Source organism: Mycobacterium sp. E1386 (assembly GCF_001672745.1).
Taxonomy (GTDB): domain Bacteria; phylum Actinomycetota; class Actinomycetes; order Mycobacteriales; family Mycobacteriaceae; genus Mycobacterium.
This window is the reverse complement of sequence record NZ_LZKH01000058.1, coordinates 99,389-116,603: the sequence shown is the minus strand read 5'-3', so window position 1 is coordinate 116,603 and position 17,215 is coordinate 99,389. Positions and strand designations below refer to the sequence as shown.

Here is a 17,215-nt window from a genome sequence, read left to right as displayed (position 1 = left end):
TTGTCACGAGCCTGTCAACTGCCTGTAAATTTCAGGCCTGATACTTCGGGCAGTACGCCCGGATGCTCACGCCCACGAAGTAGCCGGCGTGATAGCCATCGAGGTGGCTGTTGGTCATGACGTCGTTGGCCACCTGTTGCGGCGATTCACCGGACTCGAGTTCCTGGCACACCAAATGACCGGACCGGATGGCGGTTTCGGGCGACTCGTAGTTGATGCCCTTGGACGTCAGCGCCGCGAGGAAAGCGTCATCGGCCGCGCTCGCCTGCGCGGCCGGGGCCGCTCCCAGCGCGCCCAGCAGCCCGGCGGCCGGGACAACCCCGGCAGCCAACAGCAACAGCAGCAGGCTGGGGTTGCGAATCTGGGTCCTCGTCATTTCTGATACTCCCGTGACATCGAAGTGCCGTTGCTCGTTGACCGCGGGGGCTGCCCGAATATTATTCGCACGTTGCGGCGGCGCACGGTGCAGGATCAATGATATTGCGATCATCGCCACACCCGGGTTTGCTCCGGCATCGGCTCCGTCGGTGTATTGACGATATGCCGTACGTGCGTTGGTTGTCAGTGGCCGTTGTAGCGGTGTGCTTGGTGGGTTGTGGTGTGCGGCATGTCTCGGCGGCCACCGCTCGGGATGCTTCCGGCACGTTCCGTTCCGGCGGCATGGATCGAACCTACCTGCTACATGTGCCGCCGGGTAGCCCGGTCGGTCTGGTGCTGAGCCTGCACGGCGGCGGCGGTACCGGGAACGGTCAGCGGGGGCTGACCGGCTTCGATGCGGTCGCCGACGCCCACAACCTGCTCGTGGTGTATCCAGACGGTTACGACAAGAGCTGGGCCGACGGGCGGGGGGCGTCGCCGGCGGATCGCCGGCACATCGATGACGTCGGCTTCCTGGTGGGCCTGGTGAACAAGGTGCAGAATGACTACGGCATCGCCCCCGGGCACGTTTTCGTCACGGGGATGTCGAACGGGGGCTTCATGTCCAACCGGCTGGCGTGCGACCGCGCCGACGTGTTGGCCGCGGTCGCGCCCGTGGCGGGCACCCTGGGCGTCGGGGTGGCGTGCAATCCGTCGCGGCCGGTGTCGGTCTGGGAGGCCCACGGCACCGCCGACCCGCTGGTGCCGTTCAACGGTGGGGCCGTGCGCGGCCGAGGCGGGCTCAGCCACTCCGTCTCCGCGACCACGATGGTGAACAAGTGGCGTTCGGCCGATGGATGCCAGGGCGACCCCTCGGTGCAGGCGCTGCCCAACGTCGGGGACGGCACCGTCGTGCATCGCTTCGACTCCGCGGCGTGTGCGGCGTCCACCGAGGTGATCTTCTACCAGATCGACAGCGGCGGGCACACGTGGCCGGGCGGCAGACAATACCTGCCGAAGGCGATCATCGGGCCCACCACCCGCGCGCTCGACGGGTCGGAGGCCATCGCGGAATTCTTCCTGGCGCACGCCCGGGACTAGTGGCGTCAGCGCTGGCAGGACGGGCACCAGTACGTGACCCGTTCCCCGGCGTCGTCGTAGTTGATCGGGGTGCCGCAGCGACGGCAACCCTGCCCGGCGCGCCCGTAGACCCACAGCTGCCGCCCGGCCCGGGTATCGCCGGTGGTGCAGCGGTTCCAGCGGGACCGGTTCAGCCACAACATGTCTCGGGCACGGGCGACCAGCCGGCGCGGGTCGGCGACCGCGCTCACCGGGGCGGTGGGCAGGTGTCCGCTGACGAAACACAGCTCGTTGGCATACACGTTGCCGATTCCGGCCAGCACTCGCTGGTCCAGCAGCGTCTCGGCGAGCGGGCGGTCCGGGTACGCGGCCAGGTTGGCGGCGGCCAGCCCGGCGTCCCAGTCGTCGCCCAGCAGGTCGGGCCCCAGGTGGGCGACGGCGTCCCCGTCGCGGTCGCGCTCCAGGATCTCCAGGACGCCGAGGTCCACGCCGATGGCGCGGACGGCGCCGGCCTCCAGAACGATCCGCGCCCGGTGGTCGACCCGCACCGGCCGGTCGCCGACCCGCCAGCTGCCGTCCATCTTCAGGTGCGAGTGGATGCTCGCCCGGCCCACCCGGATGAACAGGTGCTTGCCTCGGCTGAGCACCTCGTCGACCGTCTGCCCGGTGAGGTCGACGGTCGCGTACCGGGGGACGCGGACGTCGCAGCGCGTGAGGGTGCGCCCGGCCAGGTGCTCGCGCAGCACTGCCGCGGTGTGCCAGACGGTGTCTCCTTCGGGCATGGCTGGCGCGGCCTTACCGGAGTCGCAGTCCGCGTGGTGTGCGGGCGAAGCCCGCTTCCTGCAAGCCGTCCGCCACCGGGCTGGGCCCGTTTTGGGGCTGCAACGCCGGTGCGCCGTCGATGCGCTCGACCAGAATCGACGCGACGCGCCGGGAGGCGACCAACTCGGCCAGCGCCGCGGCCGCCGCATGGTGGGCCGCCGGGTCGTCGGTGAAGGTGAGCAGTGACCGCCCGCCGCGCTCGAGGAACCAGGCCAGGTGGCCGTCCACCAGCACGACGAGCGCGCCGGCCTTGCGGCCCGGCCGTGCGCCCTCCCCGCCTGGGGCCGGCCACGGCAGCGCGGCGCCGTAGGGATTGGCCGGGTCGGCGGCGGCGAGCACGACGGCCCGGTATTCCGGTCGCTCGGGGTCGATCCCGTCGCTGTAGCTGCGCAGCCGGTCGACGGTCGAGGCGACCGCGAACTGGGCGCCGCCCAGCGACTCGACGAAGTAGCCGCGCTGGCACCGGCCGGCCTCCTCGAAGGTGCTCAGCACCTTGTAGAGCGTGGCGAATCCGCCGGCGACACCCTCGGCAGCCACCGCGCCTCTGGTCAGCACGCCGTGACGGCCCAGCAGCAACTCCGCCTGGTAGTGGGCGCGCACCGTGGAATCGGGCTCGGGTGGCGGCAGGGCCGACCACCGGCCCGCCACCGTGGGGTCGGCGGGGCGGGATTGCGCATGCGCCACGCTGTATCGGCTCAGGCGCGGCGGGCGATGTGACCGGTGCGCCGGGGCCGCGCGCTTGCGGTTGCCGACACCGCCGAGCATCGCGCGCACCGGCGCGAAGGTGTCGCCGGTGACCCAGCCCGCCCAGATCAGCTCCCACAGCGCGGCTTTGAGTTCGGCGTCGGGGATGCCGCTCTGGGCCAGCTGACGGAAGAAGTACGCGCCGCCGCCGGCCAGCGTGTCCAGGATCGCGCGGTGGGCTTCGGTGAAGTCGATTTCGGCCGGCCCGGCCAGCGTCAAGGGCGCGGAATCGCTTACGTGCAGCGCGACCCAGCCGTCGCCGGCCGAAATCGACCCGGCGCCCGACCAGGTCACCTCCCCGGTGGCGAGCAGCTCGTCGAGCATGGCGGGGGAGTAGTCCCGGACCCGTGGGCCAAGCACCAGCGGTTCGATCGCCGAGGCCGGCATCCGGACACCGGCCAGCTGGTCGACCACCGACATCAGCCCGTCCAGTCCCGAGTGACCCGGGGAACCGGGCGAGGCCACCCGGTGCCAGGCCGGCAGGAACCGTCCGTACGCGGCGGTGCTCACCGGTTCGACCTGCGCGCGCAGCGCGGCCAGCGAACGCCGCCGCAACACGCGCAGCACCTCGGCGTCGCACCACTGTTCGCCTCCGCCCGTCGCGGAGGTTTCCGAGACTTCCGGGGCGGCGACGAAGTCGCCGCGCACCAGGCGGCCGTCGGCGGCCAGCCGGCCCAGCACGTCGGCCGTCACGCGCAGTCCCAGCCCGAACCGGGCGGCGGCCGCGGCGGTGGTGAACGGGGTGTGGGTGCGGGCGTACCGGCCCAGCAGCTCGCCCAGCGGGTCGGCCACCGCCTCGGTGAACGCGGCCGGCACGCCCAGCGGAACCGGCGCCCCGACCCCGTCGCGCAGCCGGCCGATGTCCTCGATGGCCACCCACCAGCTGCGGCCGGCGAACGACACGGGCAGCGCCCGCCGGGCGGCGAGCAGGCCCTCGAGCCAGCCGCCCACCTCGGCGCCGCCGGCCCGGGCGGCGACCTCGTCCTCGGTCATCGGGCCCAGCAGCCGCAGCAGGTCCGCGACGCCTTCGGCGTCGCGCGCGGCCCGGTCCGCCGACAGGTGCTGCAACTGGCGGCCGGTCGCGGCGATGACGTCCGGGTCGAGCAGCTCGCGCAGCTCGACCCGGCCGAGCAGCTCGGCGAGCAGCGTGCTGTCCAGCGACAGCGCCGCCGCCCGGCGCTCGGCCAGCGGGGTGTCGCCCTCGTACATGAAGGCGCCGACGTAGCCGAACAGCAGGGAGGCCGCGAAGGGCGACGGCCGCGCCGTCTCGGTTTCGAGCACCCGCACCTTGCGCTGCGCGATGCCGGCCATCAGGGCGGCCAGGGCGGGCACGTCGTACACGTCTTGCAGGCATTCGCGGATGGTCTCCAGCACCACCGGGAAGTCGGGGTATTTGCGAGCCACGTCAAGCAGCTGGGCGGCCCGCTGGCGCTGGTGCCACAGCGGCGATCGCTTGCCCGGGTGCCTGCGGGGCAGCAGCAGGGCGCGGGCCGCGCACTCGCGGAACCGCGACGCGAACAGCGCCGAACCGCCCACCTCGTCGGTGACGATCGGATCGATCTCGTCGGCGTCGAAGACGAACAACTCGGCGCCGGGCGGGGTTTCGCCGGCATCGGACAGCATGTCCGGCAGTCGCACCACGATGCCGTCGTCGGAGGCGGTCGGCTTCTCGTCGAGGCCGTAGCGTTCGCGCAGCCGCCGGCCCACCGCCAGTGCCAGCGGCCCGTTCACCCGCAACCCGTACGGCGAGTGCAGGATCACCCGCCAGTCGCCCAGTTCGTCGCGGAACCGCTCGACCAGCAGGGTGGTGTCGGTTGGGACCACGCCGGCGGCGTCCCGCTGCTCGTCCAGCAGCGCCCACAGGTTGTCCGTGGCGTAGGCGTCGAAGCCCAGGGCCGCGCACCGGGCGTTGAAGGCGTCGCGGTCCAGGCCGGCCAGCTCGCCGGTGAACGCGCCCAGCGCGGCACCCAGCTCGGCGGGCCGGCCCGCGTCGTCGCCGCGCCAGAACGGCAGCCGGGCCGGCTGGCCGGGCGCCGGTATCACCAGGACGCGGTCGTGGGTGATCTCGGTGATCCGCCAGCTGGTGGCGCCCAGCGAGATCACGTCCCCGGGCCGGGACTCGTACACCATCTCCTCGTCCAGTTCGCCCACGCGCGACGGCTTTTCCGACTCGCTGGCGAGGTAGACGGTGAACATGCCCCGGTCCGGGATGGCGCCGCCGGAGGTGACGGCCAACCGCTGCGCGCCCGGCCGCGCCGTCAGCGTGCCGGTGTCGCGGTCGTAGACCAGGCGGGGACGCAGCTCGGCGAACTCGGTCGAGGGGTACTTGCCCGAAAGCAGGTCGAGGGTGGCCTCGTACACGCTGCGCGGCAGCGTCGCGAAGGGCGCGCTGCGGCGCACCGTGTCGAACCACCGGTCGGCGTCCAGCGGCTCCAGGGCGGCGGCCGCCAGGTCGGCGAGGTGTCCCAGGGCGTGCTGTTCCCCAAGCACCGCACCGACCTGATCGGCTGCGCCGTGACCGTGCAGCGGATGCTCGCGGGCGAGATCGAGACGATGCGGGTTCCCGCCAACCCGCTGGACATCCTGGCGCAGCCGATCAGGTCGGTGCGGTGCTTGGGGAACAGCACGCCCTGGGACACCTCGCCGACCTGGTGGCCGGCCCGCCCGATGCGTTGCAGGCCGCTGGCCACCGACGGCGGCGCCTCCACCTGGATCACCAGGTCGACCGCGCCCATGTCGATGCCCAGCTCCAGGCTCGACGTCGCCACCACCGCCTTGAGCAGTCCCCGCTTGAGGTCCTCCTCGACCAGGGCGCGCTGTTCCTTGCTGACCGAGCCGTGGTGAGCGCGGGCCAGGATCGGGTCGGCGCCGTAGGTCTGGCCGCTGCCCATGATGTGCGCGGGCGCCCCGCCCGCCACCTTCGGGTTGGTCTCACCTGACAGCCCCACACCGCAGCGTTCGGCGTGGATCTCGTTGAGCCGCGCGGTGAGCCGCTCGGCCAGCCGGCGCGAATTGGCGAACACGATGGTCGAGTTGTGCGCCTCGATGAGGTCGACCAGCTGCGCCTCGACGTCGGGCCAGATGCTGTTGTTGGCCAGGTTGGCCATGTCGGGCACCGGAACCTGCACCGCCAGCTCGACGGTCTTGGCCGTGCGGGGCGCGATGATGGTCGTCGGTTGCCGCCCGGACAGGAACCGGGCGAGCTCTTCGGGTGGGCGCACCGTCGCCGACAACCCGATGCGCTGTGCCGGCGGCCCGTCCCTCAACTCGTCGAGCCGCTCCAGCGACAGCGCCAGGTGCGCGCCGCGCTTGCCGGCGGCGATGGCGTGGATCTCGTCGACGATAACCGTCTGCACGCCGGCCAGCGTTTCGCGCGCGGCCGAGGTGAGCATCAAAAACAGCGACTCCGGCGTGGTGATCAGGACGTCGGGGGGACGGGCGATGAGCTGCCGGCGTTCGGCGGGAGGGGTGTCGCCCGAGCGGACGCCGACGCTGATGCCGGGCGGGGGGCGACCGTGGCGCTCGGCGATGCGGGTGAGGCCCGCCAGCGGGGTGCGCAGGTTGCGCTCGACGTCGACCGCCAGCGCCTTGAGCGGGGACACGTAGAGCACGCGGGTGCCGGCCGGCCTCGCGGCCGAGCGGTCAACAGCGCTGGGGGAGGCGAGGGAGTCTAAGGCCCACAGGAACGCCGCGAGCGTCTTGCCGGATCCGGTCGGCGCGATCACCAGCGTGTTGTCGCCGTCGGCGATGGCGTCCCAGGCTTCGGCCTGCGCGGTGGTTGGACCGGCGAAGGTGCTGGTGAACCATTCGCGCGTGGTCGCGCTGAACCGGCCTAAGGGGTCACGGGTGGTCACTTCACCATGGTGCCAAGGCGCACCGACAAGAGCGCGGGCTAGCGCGGCTGGATTCGGGCCGTCGCCATCGCGTGGGACAGCTCCTTGGGTATCTCGGGCACGCGCGCGATGGCGTCGAACAGTGAGTGCGCGCAGGCGTCGGCGAGGCGTTCGGCGTTGATCGTGGGATCGATGATGCGCTGGCGGCACAGCTCGAACGTGAACGCCAGCCAGCCGTGACAGATCACCCGAAGGTCGCGCTCGACGTCCCCTTCCAGCTTCGCCCCGGAGATGTTGGCCACCAGGTCGTGGATGCGACTCATGATGTGTTCGAGCTGGCGGTTCTTGGCTTCGTCGTCGACGCCCAGCAGAACCGGGTCGGACCGGCCGAGCCCGACGTAGGCGGCCCAGGCGGCCTCCGGATTCTGCTCGTGGTAGGCCATGTACGCCATGACCCCCATCCGCACTTCTTCGTACATGGTGAGGCCGGTGGCGTCGTCCATGTTGGTGGTCTCGTACAGCCGGTCGGCCTCGTCCTTGACCACCGCGGCGAAGAAGGCGCGCTTGTCGGGGAAGTAGTGATACATCAGCGCCCGGGACACTCCGGCGCGCTCGGCGATCTCGTCGATCCGCACTTCGTCGTAGGGTCGCTTTCCGAAGACTTCGGCCCCCAAAGCGAGCAGCTCAGCGCGTCGATCCTCGGGGGATAACCGCCTTCGGCCTGTCGGCATGTGAGAGATAGTACTCATCGGTCCTGAGACACCAACCATATTGTGTCTATCCGGGCTCCACGCCCCGTGCCAGCGGTAATACATCCGAATAATTGACGCTGCGGGCTATTCGCGCACCGGCGGAAATTTTGCGGCCGCGACCCGGGATCCGGCCGTTTTACCGGGTTTGCCGATGGGTATTTGTCCCCATGCGATTTCCGCTTGTCATCGCGCGGTAACCATTGCGGCGCAGCAAACGATGGACAAAACAACGAATTCCCGGGATATGAGGGGCACCGATGCACAAAGCGGATGAGCGATCGGGTGGTGATCGCTTGGGACAGGAGGACGGCGAGGTGCGTGCCGCCATCCGGTTCGCGGCGGCGGCCGCGGCCGCGGCGGTCGGCTTCCTGATCCTGGCCGCGCTGTGGGTGAGCACCTGTCCCGGCACCGGTGTGGACACCGCGGCGTGCGGCGCGCCGCAGCGGACGTTGCTGGCGCTGGGCGGACCGCTGATCCTGCTGGCGGCCGGCCTCTGGGCGTTCCTGCGGACCTATCACGTATGGAAGGCGCGGGGCACCTGGTGGGGATGGCACGGCGCGGGCTGGTTTCTGTTCACGCTGATGGTGCTGATGGTCGCCATGGGCGTGGCCCCGATCGCCGGCCCGGCCCTGGTCCTCTGACAGGGGTCTCGCCAAAAGCCTCCCGGGAGATCTACCGTTGATGGTGCAACCCGTATTGAGCTGCGAATGCGTCACCAATCTCCACTAGGAGCAGCCATGGGAGACACGTTTCATGACCCCGTCGACCACCTGAGGACAACGCGGCCACTCGCCGGCGAGTCGCTGATCGACGTACTGCACTGGCCCGGCTACCTGTTGGTGGTGGCCGGTGTGATCGGAGGATCCGGAAGCCTGTCGGCCTTCGGCACCGGGCATCACCACGAGGGCATGACCGCGGGGGTGGTGGCGATCATCGCCACGGTCCTCGGGTTGGTGTGGGTAGCGATCGAGCACCGGCGGATCCGCCGGATCGCCGATCGCTGGTACGCCGAGCACCCCGAGGTGCAAAGGCAGTGGCCCGCCAGCTAGGAGCCCCCGCGCCGCGGCGTGCGTGAGCGCCGAGTGATTTTTGCCGGGAAGTAAACGCGGGGGGTTACCCGCCTCTTCGAGTGGGTATCAGGTGTGCACCATGATGAGTGCCGGAAGGGTTGCGTCAGCGTGGTCACCCCACGGGGGGCAGGAACACGAAGACACCGACATAGATGCTTACAGCGAGAACTACCAATACGACCAGCGCGATCCCGGCGATCACCGCCACGCGCTTGAGCCGCCGCGTCCGAACCGTTTCTGTGGTTTCCGGCCCGTCCATATCGGGCCGCACACCCGGCGGAAACCATGACTAATCGGCTCGAACGTACGGTCCACGGCGCGCTGCGGGGCGGTAGTAGTGTCAGTCAAACATTGCCGGGAGACCAGATGAACGATGCGGGATTGCGCACTAACAAGCGTCAGCGTGGCCATCGCGCCGTCGAACTACACGTCGCGGCGCGCCTGGAGAACTTGGCGATGCTGCGGACACTGGTCGGTGCGATCGGCACCTTCGAGGACCTGGACTTCGACGCCGTCGCGGATCTGCGGCTTGCGGTCGACGAAGTGTGCACCCGGCTGATCCGCTGCGCGACCCCCGACGCGACCCTGGTCGTGGTGGTGGACCCGCAGGACGACCAGTTGGTGGTAGAGGCCTCGGCGGCGTGTGACACCCACGACGTCGTCGCCCCGGGCAGCTTCAGCTGGCACGTGCTGACGTCCCTGGCCGACGACGTCCAGACTTTCCACGATGGTCGCGAGCCCAACCAAACCGGCAGCGTTTTCGGCATCACGCTGACGGCGCGACGGGCGGCCTCCAGCAGGTGACACCACCAGCTGCCGGCGGTTCGGTCTCGCGCCCGAACGAGTACGCCGATGTCCCGGACATGTTCCGAGAGCTGGCCGCGGTCGACGGCGACTCGATGGAATTCCAGCGTCAACGGGACAAGATCGTCGAGCGCTGCCTGCCCCTGGCCGATCACATCGCCCGCCGGTTCGAGGGCCGCGGCGAACCGCGCGACGACCTCGTCCAGGTGGCGCGCGTGGGGCTGGTCAACGCGGTGGTGCGGTTCGACGTCGACGCCGGCTCCGACTTCGTGTCCTTCGCGGTGCCCACGATCATGGGCGAGGTCCGCCGCCACTTTCGCGACAACAGCTGGTCGGTCAAGGTGCCGCGGCGCCTGAAGGAACTGCACCTGCGTCTCGGCACCGCCACCGCGGATCTGTCCCAACGACTCGGCCGGGCGCCCACCGCGACCGAACTGGCCGCCGAACTCGACATGGACCGCGACGAGGTCGTCGAGGGTCTGGTGGCGGGCAGCTCCTACAACACCCTGTCCATCGACAGCGGCGGCGGCAGTGAAGAGGACGAGGCCCGCGCGATCGCCGACACCCTGGGCGATGTGGATACCGGCCTGGACCGGATCGAGGATCAGGAGTCGCTGCGCCCGCTGCTGGAGGCCCTGCCCGAGCGGGAGCGAACCGTGTTGGTGCTCAGGTTCTTCGAGTCGATGACGCAGACCCAGATCGCCGAGCGGGTCGGCATCTCCCAGATGCACGTGTCCCGGCTGCTGGCGAAGTCGCTAACGCGGCTGCGTGACCAACTGCAATAGGGACGGCGGCTCGTCGCCCTCCGCTCGCAGCGATGCCAGAAGCGGCTCGGCCGCGGGCGTCGTCACCGGGAGCGTGCCGTCGGGGTCGCAGATGCGCAGCAACCGAGCCACCGCCGGGCTGGGCGCCATCGCCCAATAGGCCTGGGCGCCCGAGCAGGCGACATTGATTCGGTGTAGCGCCGAAAAGCCTGCTGTGCCAATGAATTTCAGGCCGCGCAGATCCAGGATCACGCGCGGGGAACGAGCGACGACGTGTCGGACGTAGGCGGCGAGCTGGTCGGCGTTGGCGGCGTCGAGCTCGCCGTCCACAGTGACCAGGGTCCCCGATGGGTCCCAGCGCGCGGTGAACTGCGCTGCGCGGCTGTGCTGCCAAGATTGGGCCACAGACATTACTGACTCCATCCGTAGAGCAGTTGTGCTGCGGAAAACGTCAGGCGTGGAACGAAGCGGAAAGACAGGGAGTTCGCCTTCCCCGCGCCATTTGACGTGATCCGGACGGCTGTGAACTCAACCTGACCCGAACGCTACCCGCGCCAGACCTGGTCGACAACTGTTTCCCAGGATTACTGTCCGTGGGCTATTTGATCTCGGCGAGCACCGTGCCCTGGGTGATGGCGGCGCCGGCCTCGACCGCAAGTCCGGTGATGACACCGTCCTTGTGCGCGGTGACCGGGTTCTCCATCTTCATCGCCTCGAGGACCACGACCAGGTCGCCGGTAGCGACCTCCTGTCCCTCCTCGACCGCGACCTTGACCACGGTGCCCTGCATGGGGGCGGTGACGGCGTCCCCGGAGGCGGCGGCACCCCCGTGCGACCCGCGCTTGCGCGGCTTGGGCTTCTTGCGGATGACGCCGGCCGGATCCGCGGAGCCGTTGGACAGCGCCAGGTCGCCGGGCAGCGATACCTCGAGCCGGCGGCCGCCGACCTCCACGACCACCGTCTGGCGGGGCCGGGCGTCTTCCTCGTCGAGGGGCTCGCCGGCGGTGAAGGGCTCGATGGTGTTGTTCCACTCGGTCTCGATCCACCGGGTGTGCACCGAGAAGCTGTCGCCGTCGCCGATGAAAGCGGGGTCGGACACCACGGCGCGGTGGAACGGGATGACGGTGGCCAGCCCTTCGACGTGGAATTCAGAAAGAGCGCGGCGGGAGCGGGCCAGGGCTTCTTCGCGGGTGGCGCCGTACACGATCAGCTTGGCCAGCATCGAGTCGAACTGACCGCCGATCACCGAACCGGCCTCCACGCCGGAGTCCAGGCGGACGCCGGGACCGCTGGGAGTGTCGTAGCGGGTGACCGGACCGGGCGCCGGCAGGAAGCCACGTCCGGCATCCTCGCCGTTGATCCGGAACTCGATGGCGTGGCCGCGCGGGGTGGGGTCCTCGGTGAGGTCCAGCTTTTCGCCGTTGGCGATCTTGAACTGCTGCAACACCAGGTCGATTCCGGAGGTCTCCTCGGTGACCGGGTGCTCGACCTGCAGGCGGGTGTTGACCTCCAGGAACGAGATCAGGCCGTCCTGGCCGACCAGGTACTCGACCGTGCCGGCGCCGTAGTAGTGCGCCTCCTTGCAGATGCGCTTGGCCGACTCGTGGATCTCCTTGCGCTGGGCGTCGGTGAGGAACGGCGCGGGCGCCTCCTCGACCAGCTTCTGGAAGCGGCGCTGCAGGGAGCAGTCGCGGGTGCCGGCCACGATGACGTTGCCGTGCTGGTCGGCGATCACCTGCGCCTCGACGTGGCGGGGCTTGTCCAGGTAGCGCTCGACGAAGCACTCGCCGCGGCCGAAGGCGGCGACGGCTTCGCGCACCGCCGACTCGTACAGGTGCGGGATCTCCTCGATGGTGCGCGCCACCTTCATGCCGCGGCCGCCGCCGCCGAAGGCCGCCTTGATGGCGATCGGGACGCCGTACTCCTCGGCGAAGGCCACCACCTCGTCGGCGTCCTTGACCGGGTCGGGGGTGCCCGGCACCAGGGGAGCCTGGGCGCGGGCGGCGATGTGGCGGGCGGTGACCTTGTCACCGAGGTCGCGGATCGACTGGGGGCTCGGACCGATCCAGATCAGGCCGGCGTCGATGACCGCCTGCGCGAAATCGGCGTTCTCCGAGAGGAACCCGTAGCCGGGGTGGACGGCGTTGGCGCCAGACTTGGCCGCCGCGTCGAGGAGCTTGCCGATGTCCAGGTAGGACTCGGCGGAGGTCTGCCCGCCCAGGGCGAACGCCTCGTCGGCGAGCCGCACGTGCGGGGCATCGGCATCGGGCTCGGCGTAGACCGCCACGCTGGGCAGGCCCGCATCGCGGGCCGCGCGGATCACCCGGACAGCGATCTCGCCGCGGTTGGCGACAAGCACTTTGGAGATCCTCGAGCTGGCGTGACTAGCCACTGCGCCTCCTGTTTGGCAGATCTGAAGCGGACGTGTTTCCGCCTTGGGCTTCTTTAAGAGAGTTTCTTACAACTCTTGGGAAGTCTAAGCGCCGCGCCGTCGGGCCGATCAGGCGGTGCCGGAATTTTGGGCCGACTCGCGCAGTCGCCGCTTGATGCGGGCGAGCATCGCCGACATGCCGCGCAGCCGCAACGGGCTGATCAGCGCGGCCAAGCCCAGGTCGGTGTAGAAATCCTCGGGCACCGCCAAGATGTCGGCCGCGGGCTGCTCGTCGAGACCGGCGGCCAGGATCGACGCGAACCCCCGGGTGGTCGGCGCCTCGGCGGGCGCGCTGAAGTGCAACCGCACCCGGTTCGGGTCGCTGGCATCGACGTGCAGGAAGAGCGGGGTCTGGCACTCGGGCACCGGCTCCATGGCCTGCTCTTCCAGCTCGGGGGGCAGGGCAGGCAGGTCGTTGGCGAATTCCAGCAGCAGCGTCAGCTTGTCCTGGCCCTGGACTTCGGCGAAGTCGGAGACCACCTCGGCCAACGGGGCGGGCAGGGTCATCGGACCGGCACGGCCCCCGGCTCTTCACCGGCGACGATCGGCGTGCGCACGGTGTTGCCCCATTCGGTCCACGATCCGTCGTAGTTGCGCACCCCGGGCTTGCCCAGCAGGTACGTGAGCACGAACCAGGTGTGGCTGGACCGCTCACCGATGCGGCAGTACACGACGGTCTTGTCCTCGGGGTCGATGAAGTCGTAGAGCTCCTCGAGCTCCTCGCGGCTGCGGAATCGCCCGCTCTCGTCGACCGCTTTGGCCCACGGGATGGACCGGGCGGTGGGGATGTGGCCGCCGCGCAGCACGCCCTCCTCGGGGTAGTCGGGCATGTGCGTGCGCTTGCCGGTGTATTCGTCCGGCGAGCGCACGTCGATCAGCGGCTGGCTGCCCAGGATGGCCAGGACGTCGTCCTTGAAGGCCCGGATGGGTTCGTCGTTGCGCGCGACGACGGGATAGCCGGTGGAGGTCCTGGTGGGGACGTCCAGGGTGGTCTCCCGGCGCTCGGCCAGCCACAGGTCGCGTCCGCCGTTGAGCAGCCGCACATCGGGGTGGCCGAACAACGTGAAGACCCACAGGGCGTACGCGGCCCACCAGTTGCTCTTGTCGCCGTAGATCACCACGGTGTCGTCGCGCGAGATGCCCTTGCGGTCCATCAATTCGGCGAACTGCTCGCCGTTGATGTAGTCGCGGACCCTCGGGTCGTTGAGGTCGGTGTGCCAGTCGATCTTGACCGCGCCGGGAATATGGCCGACGTCGTAGAGCAAGACGTCCTCGTCGGATTCGACGATCGCCAGGCCGGGCGTGCCCTGATGGGCGGAGAGCCAGTCGGCGGTGACCAGCCGTTCGGGGTGGGCGTAGGCCGTCAGAGTCGGGCTTGGATCCGGGGGTAATGCCACGCCTGAAAGCCTACCGTCAGTGCCGCAACGGCCATCGGGTCAGTGCTTGCGGACCACCCGCTCGGGAACGCCGGGATTCCAGATGGTGATGTCCAGGTGGCCGTCGCGGACCTCGACCGCCGACGCCCCGGTGATGTCGGCGCCGAGCAGATCGAATCGCTGCTCGCGCAGGTCCAATCCGGTCTCGGAGAACAGCGTCTCGGCGAAGCGGCGGTGCACCGCGCCGTAGGGAACGACCCGGGCCAGGCCCCAGAGCTTCGCGTCGCCGTCGGTCACCTGGGTGTCGACGGTCGCGGTGTGCAGACAGAACCTCGGGTCGCGCGCCAGATCGAGGAACTTGGTGGTGGCCGGCATCCCGGGCAGCCACAACTGCTCCTCGAAGATCCGCGGCTCCATCGGGCTGATCCGGGGGAACCCGTCAGAGCGCAGGGTTGCCAGCATGCACAGATTGCCGCTGGCGTGATGGCGACGGGCGAAGATGCTGGCAATGCGCGGCGCTTGGGCGGTGAACTCGGTCCACGTGGTCATGGCTTGACCCTAGGGTTTCCGCCGACCCCGCAATTTTGCGGAAAGTGTGCGAGTGGGCGCCTGCGATTCACCGGCTCCGCGCGGGCGCCCACAGCGCCGTCACCGACAACCCGGCCCGCTGCAACAGGGACCGCAGCAGCGGCAGGCTCACCCCGATCACGTTCGACGGGTCGCCGTCGATCGCGTCGACGAACCAGCCGCCGAGCCCGTCGAGGGTGAACCCGCCGGCCACGTGCAGCGGCTCCCCGCTGGCGACATAGGCCCGCAGGTCAGCCTCCGGGGGATCGGCGAAATGCACTGTGGTGCAAGCAGATTCGACCTCGCGATGGGTGATTGCGCCGCCGGCCAGCCGCAGCAGACAGTGCCCGGTGTGCAGCCGGCCCGACCGGCCACCCATGCGGTGCCACTGGGCCAGCGCCTCATCGGCCGACCCGGGCTTGCCGCACAGTTCGCCGTCCAGGTAGAGCATCGAATCGCAGCCGACGACAACGCAATCGGCGGCGACGCCACCGTCCAGCTCGTCCGCCACGCGCTCGGCCTTGGCCGCCGCCAGGGCACACACCACCTCAGCGGGCGCGGCGTCGGGCCCCAGCTCGGCGACGAGGGCGTCTTCGTCCACGCCGGAGACCACGACCAGCGGATCGATGCCGGCCTGGCGCAGCACCCGCAGGCGGCCCGACGAGGCCGACCCGAGGACCAGCCGGGTCAATGCTTCATGTGCGTCATTTGCTGCATGGTGAGCCGCTGGTAGTTGGACATCGCGAACCGCAGCCGGTCCACCGGCAGGCCCCAGCGGGTGGGCTCGGGCTCGGTGGGCTCGGGGACGCCGCCGCCGACGACGCCCAGCGCGGTGACCAGCGCGGCCAGCTCCTCGTCGGTGGGGTGACCCTTGAGGATATGGAGGTGCGGCTCGTGTGGCTGGTGCGCGGCTTCGGTTGTCTCAGAACCGTTTTCGCTGCTCATGTCCTGACTCCCGTCGCTCATAGCGGGATGTTCCCGTGCTTCTTGGGGGGCAGGTGCGCGATCTTTCGTTCCAGCAGCCGCAGCGCCGTGCCGATGTAGCCGCGGGTGTGCGACGGCGGGATGACCGCGTCGACGTAGCCCCGCTCGGCGGCGACGTAGGGGTTGACCAAGGTGTCCTCGTACTCCTGCTGCAGCTCCAGCCGCAGGGCGTCGACGTCCTTGCCCTCCTTGGCGGCCTCGGCCAGCTGCTTGCGGTAGACGAAGCCGACGGCCCCGGAGGCGCCCATCACCGCGATCTGCGCGGTCGGCCAGGCGATGTTGACGTCGCAGCCCATGTCCTTGGAGCCCATGACGCAGTACGCGCCGCCGTAGGCCTTGCGGGTGATGACGGTGATCTTCGGGACGGTGGCCTCGCCGTAGGCGAACAGCAGCTTGGCGCCGCGCCGGATGATGCCGTTGTATTCCTGGCCGGTGCCCGGCAGGAAGCCCGGGACGTCCACCAGCATGATGATCGGGATGTTGAAGCAGTCGCAGGTCCGCACGAACCGGGCCGCCTTCTCCGAGGCGTTGATGTCCAGGCACCCGGCGAACTGCGTGGGCTGGTTGGCGACGATCCCGACCGGCCGGCCCTCGATGCGGCCGAAGCCGACGACGATGTTGGTGGCGTAGCCGTTCTGGATCTCCAGGAACTCGTCGTCGTCGAGGATCCGGGTGATCACCTCGTGCATGTCGTACGGCTGGTTGGCCGAGTCCGGGATCAGCGTGTCCAGCTCGAGGTCCTCCTCGGTGAGGTTGTCCTCGATGGCGCCCTCGGGGACGGGCTCGGCGTAGCGCGGCGCGTCGGTGGCGTTGTTGGGCGGCAGGTAGCTCAGCAGGTCGCGCACCCAGTCGAAGGCGTCCTGCTCGCCCGAGGCGACGTAGTGCAGCGTGCCGGACTTGGCCATGTGGGTGTGGGCGCCGCCGAGTTCCTCCATCGTGACGTCCTCGCCGGTGACGGTCTTGATGACGTCCGGGCCGGTGATGAACATCTGGCTGGTCTGGTCGACCATCACCACGAAGTCGGTCAGGGCAGGGGAGTAGACGTGCCCACCGGCGGCGGCACCCATGATCAGGGAGATCTGCGGGATGACACCGGAGGCCAGGATGTTGTTCCGGAAGATCTTGCTGTACAGGCCGAGCGAGACCACGCCCTCCTGGATGCGCGCGCCGGCGCCGTCGTTGATGCCGATCAGCGGCCGGCCGGTCTTGATCGCCAGTTCCTGCACCTTGACGATCTTCTCGCCGTACACCTCGCCGAGGCTGCCGCCGAACACCGTGGCGTCCTGGCTGAAGATGCACACGTCGCGGCCGTCGATGGTGCCGTAGCCGGTGATCACGCCGTCGCCGAGCGGGCGGTTGTTCTCCAGGCCGAAGTTCTTGCTGCGGTGCCGCGCCAGCGCGTCGAGTTCGACGAACGAGTCCTCGTCGAGCAGGGCGAGGATGCGCTCACGGGCGGTCAGCTTGCCCTTGGCGTGCACCTTCTCGACGGCCTCTTCACCCACCGGGTGCAGCGACTCTTCCCGGCGCTTGTGCAGCTCGGCCAGCTTGCCCGCGGTGGTGTGGATGTCGATGGTGTGCTCGGCGGCGGGCTCTGCGGTATGAGCAGAGGAGTCGGTAACGCTTGTCATGGG

The 17,215-nt window shown here is 69.8% G+C and carries 16 protein-coding genes and 1 pseudogene; 5 read left to right on the top strand and 12 right to left on the bottom strand.

The window, feature by feature from the left end; translation table 11 throughout:
* Positions 1-31 precede the first annotated feature (31 nt).
* A complete protein-coding gene (locus tag A5709_RS06630) occupies positions 32-376 on the bottom strand; it encodes a DUF732 domain-containing protein (protein WP_067943035.1) in 345 nt (114 codons plus the stop codon).
* 164 nt (positions 377-540) lie between these two features.
* Between A5709_RS06630 and A5709_RS06625 the strand changes: the two genes are divergently transcribed.
* A complete protein-coding gene (locus A5709_RS06625; protein ID WP_068118944.1) occupies positions 541-1,458 on the top strand; it encodes a PHB depolymerase family esterase in 918 nt (305 codons plus the stop codon).
* A gap of 5 nt (positions 1,459-1,463) precedes the next feature.
* Here A5709_RS06625 and nei2 read toward each other — a convergent pair whose 3' ends face one another.
* The 3 genes and pseudogenes from nei2 to A5709_RS06610 all read right to left on the bottom strand — a co-directional run bounded on the left by nei2 (position 1,464) and on the right by A5709_RS06610 (position 7,567).
* Positions 1,464-2,219, bottom strand: coding sequence for an endonuclease VIII Nei2 (nei2, locus tag A5709_RS06620; protein WP_067943030.1), 756 nt, complete (start codon positions 2,217-2,219; stop codon positions 1,464-1,466).
* Positions 2,220-2,232: 13 nt separating this feature from the next.
* Positions 2,233-6,857 (bottom strand): annotated as a pseudogene (locus A5709_RS06615) (ATP-dependent helicase).
* 38 nt (positions 6,858-6,895) lie between these two features.
* On the bottom strand, positions 6,896-7,567 hold the full coding sequence (locus tag A5709_RS06610) for a TetR/AcrR family transcriptional regulator (protein ID WP_068118942.1): 672 nt from the start codon (positions 7,565-7,567) through the stop codon (positions 6,896-6,898).
* 278 nt (positions 7,568-7,845) lie between these two features.
* Between A5709_RS06610 and A5709_RS06605 the strand changes: the two genes are divergently transcribed.
* The 4 genes from A5709_RS06605 (at position 7,846) to A5709_RS06590 (ending at position 10,247) form a co-directional block, all read left to right on the top strand.
* Positions 7,846-8,229 carry a hypothetical protein gene (locus tag A5709_RS06605; RefSeq protein ID WP_067946454.1) on the top strand — a complete coding sequence of 128 codons (384 nt, stop codon included), beginning with the start codon at positions 7,846-7,848 and terminating at the stop codon, positions 8,227-8,229.
* Positions 8,230-8,325: 96 nt separating this feature from the next.
* Positions 8,326-8,637: a protein UsfY gene (gene usfY / locus A5709_RS06600; protein WP_067946451.1), complete on the top strand. Its 312-nt coding sequence runs from the start codon at positions 8,326-8,328 to the stop codon at positions 8,635-8,637.
* A gap of 387 nt (positions 8,638-9,024) precedes the next feature.
* Positions 9,025-9,462, top strand: a complete 438-nt coding sequence (locus tag A5709_RS06595) for an ATP-binding protein (RefSeq protein ID WP_055405180.1) — start codon at positions 9,025-9,027, stop codon at positions 9,460-9,462.
* Positions 9,459-10,247 carry an RNA polymerase sigma factor SigF gene (locus A5709_RS06590; protein ID WP_067946450.1) on the top strand — a complete coding sequence of 263 codons (789 nt, stop codon included), beginning with the start codon at positions 9,459-9,461 and terminating at the stop codon, positions 10,245-10,247. Before A5709_RS06595 ends, A5709_RS06590 begins: the two co-directional genes overlap by 4 nt.
* Here the strand turns inward: A5709_RS06590 and A5709_RS06585 are convergent.
* The 8 genes from A5709_RS06585 to A5709_RS06550 form a co-directional block, all read right to left on the bottom strand.
* Complete coding sequence (locus A5709_RS06585; RefSeq protein ID WP_068118939.1) at positions 10,218-10,649, bottom strand: STAS domain-containing protein; 432 nt, start codon at positions 10,647-10,649, stop codon at positions 10,218-10,220. The genes A5709_RS06590 and A5709_RS06585 overlap by 30 nt on opposite strands.
* 175 nt (positions 10,650-10,824) lie before the next feature.
* Positions 10,825-12,618 carry an acetyl/propionyl/methylcrotonyl-CoA carboxylase subunit alpha gene (locus tag A5709_RS06580; RefSeq protein ID WP_067946446.1) on the bottom strand — a complete coding sequence of 598 codons (1,794 nt, stop codon included), beginning with the start codon at positions 12,616-12,618 and terminating at the stop codon, positions 10,825-10,827.
* 108 nt (positions 12,619-12,726) lie between these two features.
* Positions 12,727-13,164 (bottom strand): SufE family protein, encoded by a 438-nt coding sequence (locus tag A5709_RS06575; RefSeq protein WP_068118931.1) that lies wholly within the window; start codon positions 13,162-13,164, stop codon positions 12,727-12,729.
* A complete protein-coding gene (locus tag A5709_RS06570) occupies positions 13,161-14,054 on the bottom strand; it encodes a sulfurtransferase (RefSeq protein ID WP_068118929.1) in 894 nt (297 codons plus the stop codon). The genes A5709_RS06575 and A5709_RS06570 overlap by 4 nt, the downstream gene beginning before the upstream one ends.
* Positions 14,055-14,093: 39 nt before the next feature.
* The gene (locus tag A5709_RS06565; protein WP_068118927.1) at positions 14,094-14,582 is read right to left on the bottom strand and encodes a pyridoxamine 5'-phosphate oxidase family protein; all 489 of its coding nucleotides are present in this window, start codon (positions 14,580-14,582) and stop codon (positions 14,094-14,096) included.
* A 67-nt stretch (positions 14,583-14,649) separates the two neighbouring features.
* Complete coding sequence (locus tag A5709_RS06560) at positions 14,650-15,291, bottom strand: nucleoside triphosphate pyrophosphatase (protein WP_068118925.1); 642 nt, start codon at positions 15,289-15,291, stop codon at positions 14,650-14,652.
* Positions 15,288-15,566 carry an acyl-CoA carboxylase subunit epsilon gene (locus A5709_RS06555; RefSeq protein WP_067946435.1) on the bottom strand — a complete coding sequence of 93 codons (279 nt, stop codon included), beginning with the start codon at positions 15,564-15,566 and terminating at the stop codon, positions 15,288-15,290. The genes A5709_RS06560 and A5709_RS06555 overlap by 4 nt, the downstream gene beginning before the upstream one ends.
* Complete coding sequence (locus A5709_RS06550; protein ID WP_067946432.1) at positions 15,563-17,212, bottom strand: acyl-CoA carboxylase subunit beta; 1,650 nt, start codon at positions 17,210-17,212, stop codon at positions 15,563-15,565. The genes A5709_RS06555 and A5709_RS06550 overlap by 4 nt, the downstream gene beginning before the upstream one ends.
* Positions 17,213-17,215 lie beyond the last annotated feature (3 nt).

Excerpts from the sequence above, each read along its gene's own strand:
- A5709_RS06610 (WP_068118942.1), bottom strand. The coding sequence starts at position 7,567 with ATGCCGACAGGCCGAAGGCGGTTATCCCCCGAGGATCGACGCGCTGAG.
- nei2 (WP_067943030.1), bottom strand. The coding sequence starts at position 2,219 with ATGCCCGAAGGAGACACCGTCTGGCACACCGCGGCAGTGCTGCGCGAG.
- A5709_RS06630 (WP_067943035.1), bottom strand. The coding sequence starts at position 376 with ATGACGAGGACCCAGATTCGCAACCCCAGCCTGCTGCTGTTGCTGTTG.
- A5709_RS06565 (WP_068118927.1), bottom strand. The coding sequence starts at position 14,582 with ATGACCACGTGGACCGAGTTCACCGCCCAAGCGCCGCGCATTGCCAGC.
- A5709_RS06575 (WP_068118931.1), bottom strand. The coding sequence starts at position 13,164 with ATGACCCTGCCCGCCCCGTTGGCCGAGGTGGTCTCCGACTTCGCCGAA.
- A5709_RS06595 (WP_055405180.1), top strand. The coding sequence starts at position 9,025 with ATGAACGATGCGGGATTGCGCACTAACAAGCGTCAGCGTGGCCATCGC.
- A5709_RS06550 (WP_067946432.1), bottom strand. The coding sequence starts at position 17,212 with ATGACAAGCGTTACCGACTCCTCTGCTCATACCGCAGAGCCCGCCGCC.
- A5709_RS06555 (WP_067946435.1), bottom strand. The coding sequence starts at position 15,566 with ATGAGCGACGGGAGTCAGGACATGAGCAGCGAAAACGGTTCTGAGACA.
- A5709_RS06585 (WP_068118939.1), bottom strand. The coding sequence starts at position 10,649 with ATGGAGTCAGTAATGTCTGTGGCCCAATCTTGGCAGCACAGCCGCGCA.
- A5709_RS06625 (WP_068118944.1), top strand. The coding sequence starts at position 541 with ATGCCGTACGTGCGTTGGTTGTCAGTGGCCGTTGTAGCGGTGTGCTTG.
- usfY (WP_067946451.1), top strand. The coding sequence starts at position 8,326 with ATGGGAGACACGTTTCATGACCCCGTCGACCACCTGAGGACAACGCGG.
- A5709_RS06605 (WP_067946454.1), top strand. The coding sequence starts at position 7,846 with ATGCACAAAGCGGATGAGCGATCGGGTGGTGATCGCTTGGGACAGGAG.